This window comes from Sphingomonas sediminicola (genome assembly GCF_049991885.1).
Lineage (GTDB): Bacteria > Pseudomonadota > Alphaproteobacteria > Sphingomonadales > Sphingomonadaceae > Sphingomicrobium > Sphingomicrobium sediminicola.
In genome coordinates this window covers 456,173-470,351 of the sequence record NZ_CP178916.1, presented here as the reverse complement: position 1 = coordinate 470,351, position 14,179 = coordinate 456,173, and the positions used below count along the sequence as shown (strand labels likewise).

Here is a 14,179-nt window from a genome sequence, read left to right as displayed (position 1 = left end):
GCCGGCCCGCTCTCGCAGTCCATCCGGAGGCTAGCCGACCAGGCAGACGTCTCGATCGGCTTCGCGGGCAAATTGCCCGGTATCGCGGCACGAACCGTGCGCGGCGCGTCGAGCCCGGCGGACGCGCTACGCCAGATGCTCAAAGGAAGCGGTTACCATGCCGTGCCGACCGGACCATCGAGCTTTCGGATCGAGCGACTACCTCGCGCAGCGCACGCCGCATCAACACCAAGCACGCCGATTGAAGAGCCGTCGCCAGACATCGTCGTGACCGCGCTCAAGCGGCCACAGCTGCTGACAACCCTTCCCGGCACCGTAAGCGTGATATTCGCCGACAACCTCCGTTCCGCCGCGGGCCTGGCGGGCAGCGACGCGATCGGGCGCCAGCTTCCATCGCTCACGACCAGCAGTCTGGGACCCGGCCTCAACCGCCTTTTTCTTCGTGGAATCGGGGACGGGCCACTCAATGGCTTCAACCAGGGAAGCGTGGCCATCCTGCTCGACGAAGCCCGGATCAACTATGACGCCCCAGACCCCGACTGGGCACTCATCGACATTGACCGGGTCGAGGTCCTCGAAGGACCGCAGGGTCCGCTTTACGGAACGGGAGCGCTCGGCGGGATCGTCAAGCTTTCGACGACGGCCCCTGATCTGGGACATTCGTTCGCTCGCGTTTCGACGTCTGGAGCGGTTGTGGAGGGCGGCGGTTTCTCGAACGCGCAATCGTTGACGGCAAATCTGCCGCTTGCATCTCAACGTTTGGGCGTGCGCGCCGTGGCTTATCGCGACCAGCAGGCCGGGTGGATCGACAACGCCGGCGGAGACGGCAACATCAACCGGTTGCAGCTTGTCGGTGGACGGCTCGCCATTCGCTGGATTCCTGCCGGGCACTGGACCGTCGATCTGATCGGCGCGCTCCAAAGTCGAAATACGCGAGACAGCCAGTACGCCGACGGCAACGTCGGTCCGTTACGCCGTCCGGATCGATTGCGGGAGCCTCGCGACCTTGACGCCAAGATCGGCATGTTGACCATAAAGGGTCCGATTGGCAGGGTTGAACTCACCTCGATCACCAGCTTCAGCCGGCAGGAAGCAGCGGCAACCTACGACGCTGCACCGCTTGCACCGATTCTTGGGACTGTAGGGCCAACAAGCGTCGACGACGCTCGGAACTATGATCTGTTCGACCAGGAGGTCAGGATCCAGAACCGGAGCGCAGGCGGACTGGAATGGCTCGCGGGCCTGTCCTTCATCAATGCGACAACTGACACGGATATCGTCGCGAAGGACGCCTCGACCGGCGTTCCCCTACTGAGGTTTCGAAGGTCGATCAGTGAGGCGGCCGCCTTCGGCGAGGCGAGCGCCAAGATCGGCCGCGGTGTGATCCTGGCGGGCGGAGGCCGGGTCTTTTCAGTGGGGATCGACGACGAGGGGCAGGAAGCCAATTCATCAGGAGCGCTCAGTCGACGAAGTATCCGGGCGGCGGCCGATGCAAGCATCACTTGGAAGCCGTCGGCGAATGTCACGGCCTTCCTTCACGCAGCGAGCGGATATCGCCCTGGCGGAATCAACGTCCAACGCGACGCTTCCCAACCGACGTACGAAGCAGATGAGCTGGCAAGCGTCGAGCTCGGATCGCGGATCGAGCTGGGCGAAGATTCTTCGGCAGAAGCCACTGTTTTTGCGTCCAGGTGGCAACATGTTCAGACCGACGAGCTCCTGACCAACGGGTTGGTCGCAACTCGAAACGCAGGCAACGCGCACAATTCCGGCCTCGAAGGGCGCATCCATTTGGCAGTCGGCAAGGCCACGATGCTGACCGGCGGCCTCATCCTTCAGTCCGCGCGACTGGCCTCGTCGAACCAAGGCAGCGAAATCGAAGATCGCCGCTTGCCCGCGGTTCCGCAGCTTGCTGCTCGGGTAGAGCTCGGCCACCGCTTCCATTGGGACTCATGGGATGGCGAGGCGAGCATCGGTGGCCGGTACATCGGAGCGACCCATTTGAGCTTCGATCCTGTACTTGATCGAAGGACCCCCGGACACGCGCTGATGGACGCGCATGTTTCCCTCTCGCGCGATGGCTGGACCGCGGAGCTTCTTGGCGAGAACCTCACCAACAGCACCGCCGACACGTTCGGTTTCGGCAATCCGTACCGCGTCAGGCTGGTGCCGCAGCGCACGCCGGCCAGGCCGCGATCGATCGGCATATCCCTCAGCCGGTCTTTCTGAGTTTCGCATTTTTAGTCAGCCGACCGACTGAGGTGCCGACGATTTCGGGGCGTCTTCACCGGGAATAGCCCGGGGACTTCCTGATGAATGTCGAAGCCGCAAGGCACTTGATTGAACGTCGTTACGCCACCGTCCACGGTGCCGTCCAGGCGGCAGACTATCCCCATTTTTGCATTGTCGATTCCGGTCCGGAGATGGGCCCCACTGCCGCCTTGGGCTTTCGGCTGGCCGGAGAGGAGCGGCTGTTTCTTGAAGACTATCTCGACGATCCCATCGAGAGGGCAGTCAGCGAAAAGATCGGAATTAGAGTCAATCGTGACCGCATCGTCGAGATCGGAGCGCATGCGTCGGCCCAAAGCCGCGCCACCGTGGCGTTGTGGGCCAGAACCGCGCGTCATTTGAACGGGATCGCGGATGTAGCGGTAGCCGTACTGACCGGTCCGCTACGGTTGATGTTCGGAAGGCTTGGGATCGACATTCACGATCTTGGCGCTGCCGATCCGGCCCGGCTTCCGGAAGGCGCTGCGGACTGGGGACGATACTATGACCTGCAGCCGCGAATCTGCGCAGGACTGATCGCACCCGCGCTTCCGAAATTGGCCGGCTTCGACGATGGCGTAACCGGGATCTGCGCATGACTGCGCTGCTCGAAGCCGTCCGAAGCCACGTGCGTGCAGGTCGTTCCAATCCTGCTTTTGATGACGGCCACAAATCGTTGAGCTGGGGTGACAGCGCTCTAGCCATCGAGAACACGATTGGCGAGCTCGAACGATCTGGACTGGGCAGAAGTCCGGTCGGATTGGACATCGATCATTCGACAGGCGCGGCAATTCTTCTCGTCGCACTGATCGAGGCGGAAATCCCGGTCGTCCCGCTCCCACCGTATTTCAACGAGGCGCAGCGGCTCGCTGCACTCGGCAACGCCGGTGCGAGCGCCTGCATCTCGGGCTGCTCCCTTGACGATCTCACCGTTCGGTTCGGAGCGGTCCCCGTCGAAACGGGGGAGGCCGACCTTCCCAACGCAACGGCGGTGATAAGCTTCAGCAGCGGCTCGACCGATGAACCCAAGGGAGTCTGCCTTTCCGCAGATCACCTCATTGCTGTCGCCACGTCGGTTTGCGACTACCTTGGCCGCGATCTTGCGGGCCGGCACCTACCGGTCCTTCCGTTTGGAATCCTGCTCGAACAAGTCGCCGGCCTGTTCGCCTCGCTCATCGCTGGCGGGACCTACCTGCCACTGCCCGGAAGCGCAGTCGGATTGGCAAACCCGCTTCGGCCCGACGGAAAGCAATTACTCGACGCCGTCATTCGGGATGGAGCGACGTCCCTCATCCTCGTTCCCGAATATCTGGCAGCGCTGGTGGCAGCGATGGAAGCATGCTCGACCCGCTTGCCGCAGTTGACCCTCGTCGCCGTTGGCGGCGCTAGCATTTCCCCCGCGTTGCTAAAGCGCGCCAGCCTGGTCGGTCTGCCGGTTCGGCAGGGTTATGGAATGACCGAAGCCGGCTCGGTCATCACGCTTGAGGACGGATCGACCATCTCTCAAGGGGGAGTCGGTCGGTCGGTCGGCAGCCACAAGCTTTGGTTGGCGGACGACGGCGAAATCATCATCGATGGGCCGCTATTCCTCGGTCTCGTCGGTCAGTCTCGAGAGCCCGGCTCCTTTGCCACAGGGGACATCGGTCGCTTCGACCAGCAAGGGTCACTCTGGATCGACGGCCGGAAGTCCAACCTCATCGTTACAGCCTTCGGACGCAACATCTCGCCCGAATGGCTCGAAGCGCTGCTGACGGCTCAGCCCGAGATTGCTCAAGCCATGGTCCGCGGCGACGGAGACGCGATACTCGAGGCCCTGCTCGTCCCCGCAGGACCCGAGGCCGACGTCGAAAGTGCGGTCGAACGCGTCAACGGCGGACTTCCGGAATACGCCCGGATCGGCGCCTGTCGTCTTGTACCCCCCTTCACGCCGGCGAGCGGACTGCTGACGGGCAACGGCCGGATGCGACGCAGCGCGATCAATCGAGCCCATCCCAAGGAGACGGCGGCGGATAAGTTCTTCGACCGGCTAATTTCGGAGACGAAAGGCGACCAGGCGCGCTTTGCGATGACCCCGCAGCTTCTTGCGGGGCTCACCGGCCAGATCAGTCGCAGCGATTACATCGCGTACCTGACGCAAGCCTTTCATCACGTGCGCCACACGGTCCCGCTGATGCGTGAGGCGCGCGCCGCGCTCGCGGAGCGGGGCAACCCAATGCTCGTGGAGGCACTCGACAATTATATTGTGGAGGAGACCGGCCACGAAGAATGGATCCTCGACGATATCGAGACCGCGGGCGGGGATCGGGACGCGGCATCGCGCAGCGACCCCGCGCCGGCGACCAAGGCGATGGTCGACCATGCCTATGCAACAATTCGAGACGGCAATCCGGCCGCGTTCTTCGGGATGGTCTTCGTTCTAGAAGGAACGAGCGTCGCGTTGGCTTCGCATGGCGCTTCCGCGGTCCAGCGGCGACTGGGGCTTCCGAACACCGCCTTCCGCTACCTCAATTCACACGGCGCACTCGATCAGGATCACATGAAATTCTTCGAGAGCCTGATGAACCGCGTCGACGATCCATCGGACCAGTCCGCCATCGTCGAAATGGCGAAGGACATGTTTCGTCTATTCGGCGGAATGTTCGGGGGAATCGAAATCGAAGGCGTTCGTGATGCGGCATGATGGCAAGACGGTTGTGCTCACCGGAGCGGCCGGCGGAATCGGCAGCCTCCTTTGTCGCGAGTTGAAGAGAGAGGGTGCGACCGTCGTCGGTGTCGATCGCGTCGATTGTCCCGAGGCCGACGAGACGATCATGGCCGATCTCGCGACCCAAAGCGGCCTTGCCGACATCTGCAACCTGCTTTCGTCGAGGCGGGTCGACCTGCTCGTGAACCTCGCCGGGATGCAATATTTCGGTCTGTTCGACCGGCAGGAGCCCGATCAGATCTGGACCGGATACGTCGTCAACCTGATCGCACCCGCAACCTTGATGCGCTGCGTCCTTCCGCAAATGCAGGCACGCGGAGACGGACAGATCGTAAATATCGGTTCGGTCCTTGGCGCGGTGAACTATCCCTATTTCGCCACCTATTCGAGCAGCAAGGCAGGCTTGCGGGGTCTGTCCGAGGCTCTTCGCCGGGAGCTCGGCAAGTCGCCCATCGCAATCACCTACATCGCCCCCCGAGCAGTCCGCACAGCCTTCAACGGAGCGGAGGTCAATCGCTTCCTCGAAATCGCGAAGATGCATCCCGACGATCCCGCGCTGGTCGCGCGGCGCATCGCCCGGGCAATCGGTGGACGCCGCAAGGAGGTCACGCTCGGCATCGCCGAACATTTCTACACCCGCCTGAACGGCCTCTGCCCCCGCCTAGTCGATGCGGGCCTCGCAGGCACGACCGCCAAGGCACGCGAGCTTTTCGCCAACTGATCCAGGAGAAGGAGCAATTCATGGATTTTGGCCGCTACATTCAAGTTTTGGCTGCATTGAGCCTGACGGTGCTGGCCGCTCCGGCGTTTGCTTCGGACAATCCGGCAATGGATTCCGATGTCATGCGCATCAACAATGCCTGGGCGCACATTCGCTACCAGGTGAAGGACCGCAACGCGCAATACAATCAGCTGGCCGCGCTTGAGGGGCAGGCGCTCCAGGTCGTCCAGAAATATCCGGGCAAGGCCGAGCCGCTGCTTTGGGAAGGCATCGTGGTCAGCGAGGAGGCTGCGAGGGCGTCCACCTTCAAGCAACTCGGCCTTGCGACCCGTGCACGCGACATTCTGGCGAAGGCCTATGCAATCAATCCGCGCGTGGCGGACGGAGGCGCCGCGATGAGCCTTGGCGTGCTGTACTACAAGGTTCCGGGCTGGCCGATCGGCTTCGGAAGCACGGCCAAGGCTCGCACATATTTCCAGCGGGCACTACTGCAGGACCCGAAGGGGTTGGATAACAACTATTTCTACGGCGACTTCCTAGCCCAGGAAGGCGACAAGGCGTCGGCGCGGCAATATCTGCAGCGAGCGCTTCAGGCCCCAACGAACCCGGACAGGCCCGTCTGGGATTCGGGACGGCGGGCGGAAGTCCGGGCGCTCCTCGCCAAGCTCGGATGAGCAGCCGAACGTTCGTCGACCGTGCGGCCTTGGCCGTCGGTCGGCAACTTGCGAACCCTTCCGGCTCGGGCGGCTTCCTGCTCGCCGTGATGATGCGGGTTTTCAATCGCCGCCCGACGCGCGCGCTGATCGAAGCGCTCGATATTCGTCCAGGCCACCACGTCCTCGACATCGGGTGCGGGGACGGAATGGCCTTGTCTGCCGTCCCGCAGACCACTTGGCGGTACGGTGTCGATCAGTCGGAGACGATGCTTTCGATCGCAAGGCACCGATTGAATCGAGACCTGAAGGCGGGGCGGGTCAGGCTTCGCCACGGTGACATGCTGGCGTTGCCCTTCGGCGCAAATGCGTTCGACCGGATCCTTGCCTCCAATGTACTCTATTTTTGTACCGACATTCCTGCCCTCGTGCAGGAGTGCCGGCGGGTCGCGCGGCCGGACGCAAGCCTGGGAATCTACGTCACCTCCGCCCGGTCGATGGCGAAGTGGCCGTTCGCCGGTCCCCGAACCCATCGCCACTTTTCGCGCGAGCAACTCGAAGCGGAATTGGAAGCGGCGGGAGTGATGCAAGGAGAACGGGAAATCCGGCACCTCGCGCTGCCGGGTGAAATGGAAGGGCTGATCGCCCTCGTGCGGCTGGTGAGCTAGCCGCCGTCACTGAATTGGGGCGCAGGCGATCCTTGCTCCGGCGCCGCCAATGGGCTGGCTGACGTGATCGTCGGGCGATGCGTGGATGACAAGCGCCGATCCGTCGGCATCGAGCAGGTTCAAGCGTCCGACGGCTTCGCCAAGCGAGAGATTGGGCGCGAACACTTCGGCAAAGGCCTTGCCGTCGGGACCGACGAATAGGTTCGGAAGATCGCCGAGGTCGGTTGCATTCTCATTGAGCAGGCCGTGGACCGACGCCGCGGCCGAGCCGTGGACGTGTCCGCCGGACGCCTTGAAGCCTGGATCTCCGCACGTGGCGACAGAATGTATGTGCATTCCGTGCCATCCTTCCGATAGGCCCGATGCTTCCACCTTCAAAAGAACCCCGCGTGGAGCTTGCGACAAGGTCACCGTCCCAATCACCTTGTTCCCATCGCCGATAATCGACGCCGTCCTGGCCAGGCCATCCGCAGAGCACGGAGAGGCAAGGAGGGTGCAGGCGAATCCCAGGGTAATCAGCGCGCGGCGGGTCATCGTGAAGTCCCTTTTCGGATGAGATGCAGTAATGACGCCGCCATCATGATCCGACCGCAGGCTGGTCGTTCGAATTAGGCAATCCAAGAGCCGGAGCAGTCATCGAAAACGGCGGCGTCGACTGCGGTACGTGCAGGTCGGCGGCGTCATGGAGGGACTCTTTCTCAAGCGAAGGGATGTCCTTGATGATGCGCGCCTCCATCTTCGGACTCGCACCGATTTCGAACGAAAGGACGTCCAGCCTGCTCGGTCCGGACTTGCTCCGCGAGCGGCCGTGTTCATGTTCGTCGAACGTTTCCGAGCTAGCCTTCGACGCGCAAAATTACTCGCAGATTAAACTTCTGCAATCTTTCGATTCTTTCCTTCCCCTTCCCCAATTCGGTCCTCATTTGGTTGTCCCGTGCGGACCGGTTCCGCTCGCTTTTTGTGGGTGAGCCATGTGCGGGATTGCCGGCTGGTACAGAAGGATGGGTCGCCCGGTCGGGCGGAACGTCGTCGTCCGTCAGTGCGAGCAACTGGTCCATCGCGGCCCGGACGACGCTGGCTATTTAATCGACGGCGACTTCGGTTTCGGGATGCGTCGCCTCAGCATCATCGACATCGCTAACGGACAGCAGCCGATCACGAGCGCGGACGGCCGATATTCGATCATCTGCAACGGCGAGATCGTCAATCATCTCGAGCTTAGGCGGGAACTTCAGGGCTACGCGTTCCGAACGCACAGCGACATCGAGACGCTTTTGGCGAGCTACGTGCGATGGGGCGACGATGCCTGGCTTCGGCTTGAGGGCATGTATGCGGCCGCCATCTGGGACCATTTCACGAAGATGCTGACTCTGGTGCGCGACCCATTGGGGATCAAGCCACTGTTCGTCTCGGAGCAAAACGGCGGCTTCGCCTTCGCATCCGAGATCTCCGCGTTACGTGTCGTTCCCGATTTCCAGTTCGACGTCGATGAAGGCGGCATCCGGGACTTCTTCCGTTTCGGGCACGTGCTCGGTCCCCGATCGATTTTCCGTCAGGTGAGCGCACTTCAGCCCGGTCACGTGATGAAGATCGGAGCGCTTGGAAGTGCCACATGGCCATTCTGGAAACCCCAGGTACGGCCGATGAGCGGGCTAAGTGAGAAGCAGTGGATCGAAGAGACGCGCGAGCGCGTCTTAGCGACGGTCAGGAAGCACATGCTGTCCGACGTTCCCGTCGGCGTATTCCTTTCAGGCGGCGTGGATTCGAGCGCGATTGCGGCAAGCATGGCGCATTCTTCAACCGCTCAATTCAAGGCGTTCACCGCGGCATTCCCAGGATCGAAGATCGACGAATCCTCGGCGGCCTCCGAGATCGCGCGTCATCTCGGATTCGAACACGTCTTGCTGCCGATCGTGCCCGAGACTGCGGCAGACGTCCTTCCGGCCGTACAGCGATCCTTCGACGAGCCGACGGCTGCCAATTCCGCGATTCCGCTTTGGTATCTTTCACGCTCCGCGGCCGAGCACGTGAAGGTCGTTCTTTGCGGCGAAGGCGGTGATGAGTTGTTCCTAGGATACAATCGCCAGCGTTGGGCGCAACGTATGGCCCGTTGGTCGCCGCTTTTCCGGGCGTTTGGCGGACTTGAGATGATCGGCCGCATGCCCGAGTCGCGGGCACGCAAGCTCAACTACCTCAGGGATCATGCCAGCCGGTTTCGGCACGGAGCGCTGCTCGCCAATGGATACGAGCGCTTCTTCGCCGCCGTCACGATCACGCCTGACGCCGTTCGCCGGCGCATCCTTGATCGAGAATTCTATCAGTTGTGGGACGAGCCGGCTTCGGAAGCGACGATGGCGGAGAGATATTTCACGACTGCGCAGCCAGGCTTGTCCGAACTCGACCAACTCGCTCTCGGGGACCTCACGGTGCATATGCCGGCCTCGCTCCTCCAGCGACTGGACCGTTCATCGATGGCCTCGTCGCTCGAGGCGCGGGTCCCCTTCCTTTCGCATCAATTCGTCGACTGGGCGCTGACAGTGCCTACGGAGATGAAACTCCGTAACGGCGTCGGGAAACATGTACTGAGGCGTGCGATCGAACCGTTGCTACCGCGGGGTGCGGTCGGAACGCGAAAGCTGGGATTCCAGATGCCGCTCGCAGACTGGTTCGTCGGAGGCTTCAACGATTTCGCGCGGGACGCTTGGCAATCGTCCGGGCTGGCCAGTGCGGGATTCCTCGACCCGCGGGGCGTAGATCAGATGTTCGACGAACATCGCAGGGGACTTAGCAACCATGGGCGGCTCCTTTATGCGATAGCCATGTTGAGTTGCTGGTGGCGCGAGCAGCGACCCATGCCCGCCAGCGTCTCGCTACCGGAACGGCAAATTGCCTGACGGAGCTCTTAGACAGGGTCTCTCGACGGCGGCGATTCGCGGACCGACGCAGCGCGATCCAACGGTCTGGATCTTGCTTGGCAATCGAACGGGCGATGACAATCAATTGAGCGCCCTGGCCGTGGCGCTCGGCTGGCCGTTCGAAACGAAGACACTCCGCTACAACAGCCTGCGCCACTTTCCCTTTCTGCGCGACGAGCGCCTGCTGCATCTCATAGGGGAAACACGTTCAACCCTGCTTCCGCCCTGGCCCGACCTGGTGATCGGACTTGGCTACGAGAGCCTCCCGGCCGCTCGTTTCATCCGAAGGCAGTCCCGGGGGCACACGCGGTTGATCCAGATCGGCAACCCGCGCTGCGCAATCGACGACATCGACCTCGTCATCGCCACACCTCAATATCCCCTGCCGGACGCCACGAACCTTCTCAAGATTCCGCTGCCAATCGGCAACCCGGCGCGCGCCGTTACGGCGACGCAGGAGGAAGAGGATTGGTTGCAATCCATGCCAAGTCCCCGCCGCCTGGTGGCTGTCGGCGGGTCGACCAGGCAATGGAAGGTAGACGAGAGGCGGCTGAATCTAGCCATCCGGCATCTCAAGGAGGCGCGCGCACGTTCGGGAGGTAGCGTCATCGCCGTGACCAGCAGGCGCACGCCCCCAGAGATCAAGCGCTCACTGGAAGACCAGCTGACCGGCGATGCGGAGGCTTGCGTTCACGATTTCCCGCGTTTCGCCACGCTTCTTGCGCGGTGCGACGAATTCCATGTCACTGCAGACAGCGTTTCAATGCTTTCAGAGGCGATCCTCACTGGAAGACCGGTTGGAATGATCCCCATCCGGCGTTCCCTGCGCGGCCAAGTCGGCCATTTCCTGCGCAGACTTGGGATCCCACTCCAGGCCAGAGCGGACCTGTCGGGCTTCTGGCGCTATCTCACCGAAAACGGACTCGTCGGAACGGTCGAGCTACCCGTAGCATCGGCAGTTCCAGACACGACCCAAGTGGCGGTCGAGGCTGTTCGCGACATTCTGAAAAGACCGCGAACGCCAAGGATCTGGGCGCTGCTGGGGGCTAGGAAGGGCGACAACAATCAGGTCCTGGCGCTCGCCGAGGCGCTGGGCCTTCCATTCGTATGCAAGCAGCTGACCTACAATCACTGGCGTCATTTGGGTCCCCATCTCCTTGGCGCGACCCTCCGCAGCCTGACACCGGGGTCGCGGGCCTTATTGTCCGGCGATCTCCCTGACCTGACCATCTCGACGGGCCATCGAAGCGTTGCGGTGGTGCAGTCCCTGCGCCGGCGGTCCGGCGGCAGGACTCGTTCGATCCATGTCGGCTATCCCAGGATCTCGCCGGACAAGTTCGACCTCGTGATCGCAACCCCGGAATATCCCATCCGCGAGCATCCGAACCTCATTCGGATCCCTATCGCTCTCAGCCGCGGTACACGTCGCGCGGAGCATCACGAGGACTTCTGGCAATCCTATCCGGCTCCGCGCCGCCTACTGATCCTGGGCGGCCCAACTCTATACTGGCGGCTCAGTCCGCAGACCGTGGGGAGAGCACTGGACGACCTCTTGGCGAAGGCTAAAGCCCATGGCGGTTCTGTCGTTGTGATCGGAAGCCCGCGCACCCCCCGACGCCTCCTACTCAAGGCGCAGGAGCGTGTCCGCAGCGTGCAGGTACCGGCCACATTGGTTCCGGTGGGAGGTAGTCCGCCCTACGCGGAACTTCTCGAATGGGCCGACACGATTTCCGTCACGGCGGATAGCGTCGCAATGGTCTCGGACGCCATCTCGACCGGCAAGCCCGTGGAACTCGTTCCCATCCAGCCGACCGGCGCGGGATGGGCCGTCATGGCGCTGATGGATCGCGTTCGGCCCTCAGAACACGCGCCGCCTCACGATCTTCGTGCTTTCTGGAGGGCTCTCAAGGAACGGGGTTTGGTTGGATCCGCCAGCGAGGGCGTAGAACCGGTGCCCGACCTGACCTGCTCGGCAGTATCGCGCGCCAAGGCGATCGTCGGGGGGTCTGGTAAGTCGCGCTCAATGAAAGGCCCTCCCCGATCCCTCGGGAAGGGGCTTCCATAATCGCCTCGCTGCTTACTTGCCGGTCGCGGTCTCGCTTATCGGGAAGCCGCGCTTCTTGAGCAGCGCGTTCACGTCCGGATCGCGACCGCGGAACTGGCGGTAGGCCTCGGCACGATCGGTCTCGTTGCCGGTCGACAGCAGGTACTTCTTGAAGTTCCCCGCGACCTTCTTGTCCCACGGGCTTCCTGCCTCCTGGAACGCCGCCCAGGTGTCGGCGTCCATCGTCTCCGACCAGAGGTAGGAATAGTAACCCGCCGAGTAGGCGTCGGACGAAAAGAGGTGATTGAACTGCGGCAGTCGGTGCCGCATCACGATCTCCTTTGGCATGCCGATCTCGGCCAGCGCCTTCTTCTCGAACGCGTCCGGGTCCTCAACGCCGGTCGGGTCCATGTGCATCTTCATGTCGACGATCGCCGACGACAGGTATTCGACCGTGGCGAAGCCCTGGTTGAACGTCTGCGCCTTCTGGATCTTGTCGACCAGGGCCTGCGGCATCGGCTGACCGGTCTTGTAATGCTTGGCGAAGCGCTGGAGCACCTCCGGCGTCATCAGCCAATTCTCGTTCACCTGGCTCGGATATTCCACGAAGTCGCGCTGCGACCCGCCGAGGCTCGGATACTTCACGTTCGACAGAAAGTAATGGATCGCGTGGCCGAACTCATGGAACAGGGTCTCGGCATCGTCGGCGCTGATAAGCACCGGCTCGCCCGGCCCCGGCTTCACGAAATTGTTGTTGTTCGAGCCAAGGACGATGTCGTCGCCGAGCAGGCTCGCGCGGCTACGATAGGTCGTCGCCCAGGCGCCGGAGCGCTTGCCCTCCGCCGCGAAGTCGTCGCGGTAGAAGACGCCGACCTGCTTGCCAGTCACGCGGTCGGTCACCGAATAGACGCGGATGTCCTGCTTCCAGGTCGGTACGGTGCCGGTGATTTCCTTGAAATCGAGGCCATAGAGCTCGCCCGCTGCCCAGAATGAGCCGCTGATGATGTTGTCGAGAGAGAAGTAGGGTTTGATCTCGTCCTGCGAGAGATCATACTTCTCCTTGCGGACCTTCTCCTGGAAGTAGCGATAGTCCCACGGCTCGATCGTGATGTTCTGGCCGAGCTTCTTCGCCAGTGACTGCTGGTCGGCAACCTCTTCCTTCACGCGCGCAACGGCGGCCGGCCAGACGCGATTCATCAGGTCCATCGCCCGCGCGGGGGTCTTGGCCATCGTGTCCTGCATCCGCCATTCGGCGTGGTTCTTGAACCCGAGCAGCTTGGCGCGGTCCGCACGCAGCTTCACGATCTTCGCGATCACCTCGTTCGTGTCGTTGACACCGCCATTGTCGCCGCGGTTGACGAACGCGCGCCACACCTTCTCGCGGAGAGCGCGGTTGTCGGCGAAGGTCAGCACAGGATCGACCGCCGAGCGTATGTTCTTGATCGCGAAGGTGCCTGCGGGCTTGCCCAGCGCTTTGGCGGCGGCGGCGAGCGAGGCCTTCACGTCGGCCGGAACGCCTTTCAGTTCGGCTTCGGTCGCAGTGATGTAGGTGCTTTCGTCGGCAAGGACCTTCTCCGAAAAGGTAGCGAACTGCTGCGCGAGTTGCTGGTTCATCGCCGAGAGCTGCTGCTTTTGCGCATCGTTCAGGTTCGCGCCGCGACGGGCGAAGCTATCGTAGATGCGCGTCAGCAGGCGATCCTGCTTGGCATCAAGGCCGAGTGACGCCTTCCGGTCGTAGAGCGACTTGATACGCTGGAAGAGCTTCGGGTTGAGCGTGATCTCGTCTGACGCCGCCGACAGCTTCGGCGACCATTCCTTGTCGAGCGCCTGATATTCCGGCGTCGCCATGTTGTTGGTCATCACACCGAATATTGCGTCGACGCGGTCGAGGCGCTGGCCGGATTTCTCGTAAGCCTCGATCGTATTGGCGAAGGTCGGCCCTTCCGGATTGTTGGCGATCGCCTCCACCTCACGGCGGCGCTCGGCGATTGCGAACTCGAACGCCTGCGGGAACAGAGCCGGAGTAACCTTGTCGAAGGGCGGAACGCCGTCATAAGGCCCCGTCCAGTCGGCGAGCAGGATGTTGTTCGGAACTGCCGTGGCGGCGGCCGCGACCGGAGTTGCGGCTCCCTGAGCCTGCGCAGCCGTGCCAATCGCGGTCATTGAAAGAATGGCCGTGGTGGCCAGCAGCATCTTCATATTACCC

General features: G+C 62.6%; 11 protein-coding genes. 8 read left to right on the top strand and 3 right to left on the bottom strand.

Features of this window, described 5'->3' with window-relative positions:
- The first annotated feature begins 96 nt into the window (after window positions 1–96).
- The 6 genes from ACMC5O_RS02480 to ACMC5O_RS02455 all read left to right on the top strand — a co-directional run bounded on the left by ACMC5O_RS02480 (window position 97) and on the right by ACMC5O_RS02455 (window position 7,014).
- Complete coding sequence (locus ACMC5O_RS02480) at window positions 97–2,229, top strand: TonB-dependent receptor (protein WP_426693208.1); 2,133 nt, start codon at window positions 97–99, stop codon at window positions 2,227–2,229.
- Window positions 2,230–2,312: 83 nt separating this feature from the next.
- The gene (locus ACMC5O_RS02475; RefSeq protein ID WP_187707853.1) at window positions 2,313–2,867 is read left to right on the top strand and encodes a thermostable hemolysin; all 555 of its coding nucleotides are present in this window, start codon (window positions 2,313–2,315) and stop codon (window positions 2,865–2,867) included.
- On the top strand, window positions 2,864–4,948 hold the full coding sequence (locus ACMC5O_RS02470) for an AMP-binding protein (RefSeq protein WP_426693207.1): 2,085 nt from the start codon (window positions 2,864–2,866) through the stop codon (window positions 4,946–4,948). The genes ACMC5O_RS02475 and ACMC5O_RS02470 overlap by 4 nt, the downstream gene beginning before the upstream one ends.
- Window positions 4,938–5,693, top strand: coding sequence for an SDR family NAD(P)-dependent oxidoreductase (locus tag ACMC5O_RS02465; RefSeq protein ID WP_426693206.1), 756 nt, complete (start codon window positions 4,938–4,940; stop codon window positions 5,691–5,693). The genes ACMC5O_RS02470 and ACMC5O_RS02465 overlap by 11 nt, the downstream gene beginning before the upstream one ends.
- 20 nt (window positions 5,694–5,713) lie before the next feature.
- Window positions 5,714–6,367, top strand: a complete 654-nt coding sequence (locus ACMC5O_RS02460) for a tetratricopeptide repeat protein (protein ID WP_426693205.1) — start codon at window positions 5,714–5,716, stop codon at window positions 6,365–6,367.
- On the top strand, window positions 6,364–7,014 hold the full coding sequence (locus tag ACMC5O_RS02455; protein WP_426693204.1) for a class I SAM-dependent methyltransferase: 651 nt from the start codon (window positions 6,364–6,366) through the stop codon (window positions 7,012–7,014). Before ACMC5O_RS02460 ends, ACMC5O_RS02455 begins: the two co-directional genes overlap by 4 nt.
- Window positions 7,015–7,020: 6 nt before the next feature.
- Here ACMC5O_RS02455 and ACMC5O_RS02450 read toward each other — a convergent pair whose 3' ends face one another.
- Together ACMC5O_RS02450 and ACMC5O_RS02445 are read right to left on the bottom strand one after the other, a co-directional pair.
- Window positions 7,021–7,548, bottom strand: coding sequence for a superoxide dismutase family protein (locus tag ACMC5O_RS02450; RefSeq protein ID WP_187707855.1), 528 nt, complete (start codon window positions 7,546–7,548; stop codon window positions 7,021–7,023).
- A gap of 43 nt (window positions 7,549–7,591) precedes the next feature.
- Window positions 7,592–7,750 (bottom strand): hypothetical protein, encoded by a 159-nt coding sequence (locus ACMC5O_RS02445; RefSeq protein WP_187707856.1) that lies wholly within the window; start codon window positions 7,748–7,750, stop codon window positions 7,592–7,594.
- Window positions 7,751–7,985: 235 nt separating this feature from the next.
- Between ACMC5O_RS02445 and asnB the strand changes: the two genes are divergently transcribed.
- Together asnB and ACMC5O_RS02435 are read left to right on the top strand one after the other, a co-directional pair.
- Window positions 7,986–9,908, top strand: coding sequence for an asparagine synthase (glutamine-hydrolyzing) (gene asnB / locus ACMC5O_RS02440; RefSeq protein ID WP_426693203.1), 1,923 nt, complete (start codon window positions 7,986–7,988; stop codon window positions 9,906–9,908).
- Window positions 9,901–11,994, top strand: a complete 2,094-nt coding sequence (locus ACMC5O_RS02435; protein ID WP_426693202.1) for an ELM1/GtrOC1 family putative glycosyltransferase — start codon at window positions 9,901–9,903, stop codon at window positions 11,992–11,994. The genes asnB and ACMC5O_RS02435 overlap by 8 nt, the downstream gene beginning before the upstream one ends.
- A gap of 12 nt (window positions 11,995–12,006) precedes the next feature.
- Here ACMC5O_RS02435 and ACMC5O_RS02430 read toward each other — a convergent pair whose 3' ends face one another.
- Complete coding sequence (locus ACMC5O_RS02430) at window positions 12,007–14,172, bottom strand: M3 family metallopeptidase (RefSeq protein WP_246444041.1); 2,166 nt, start codon at window positions 14,170–14,172, stop codon at window positions 12,007–12,009.
- Window positions 14,173–14,179 lie beyond the last annotated feature (7 nt).

Excerpts from the sequence above, each read along its gene's own strand:
- ACMC5O_RS02475 (WP_187707853.1), top strand. The coding sequence starts at position 2,313 with ATGAATGTCGAAGCCGCAAGGCACTTGATTGAACGTCGTTACGCCACC.
- ACMC5O_RS02470 (WP_426693207.1), top strand. The coding sequence starts at position 2,864 with ATGACTGCGCTGCTCGAAGCCGTCCGAAGCCACGTGCGTGCAGGTCGT.
- ACMC5O_RS02465 (WP_426693206.1), top strand. The coding sequence starts at position 4,938 with ATGCGGCATGATGGCAAGACGGTTGTGCTCACCGGAGCGGCCGGCGGA.
- ACMC5O_RS02460 (WP_426693205.1), top strand. The coding sequence starts at position 5,714 with ATGGATTTTGGCCGCTACATTCAAGTTTTGGCTGCATTGAGCCTGACG.
- ACMC5O_RS02455 (WP_426693204.1), top strand. The coding sequence starts at position 6,364 with ATGAGCAGCCGAACGTTCGTCGACCGTGCGGCCTTGGCCGTCGGTCGG.
- ACMC5O_RS02450 (WP_187707855.1), bottom strand. The coding sequence starts at position 7,548 with ATGACCCGCCGCGCGCTGATTACCCTGGGATTCGCCTGCACCCTCCTT.
- ACMC5O_RS02445 (WP_187707856.1), bottom strand. The coding sequence starts at position 7,750 with ATGGAGGCGCGCATCATCAAGGACATCCCTTCGCTTGAGAAAGAGTCC.
- asnB (WP_426693203.1), top strand. The coding sequence starts at position 7,986 with ATGTGCGGGATTGCCGGCTGGTACAGAAGGATGGGTCGCCCGGTCGGG.
- ACMC5O_RS02430 (WP_246444041.1), bottom strand. The coding sequence starts at position 14,172 with ATGAAGATGCTGCTGGCCACCACGGCCATTCTTTCAATGACCGCGATT.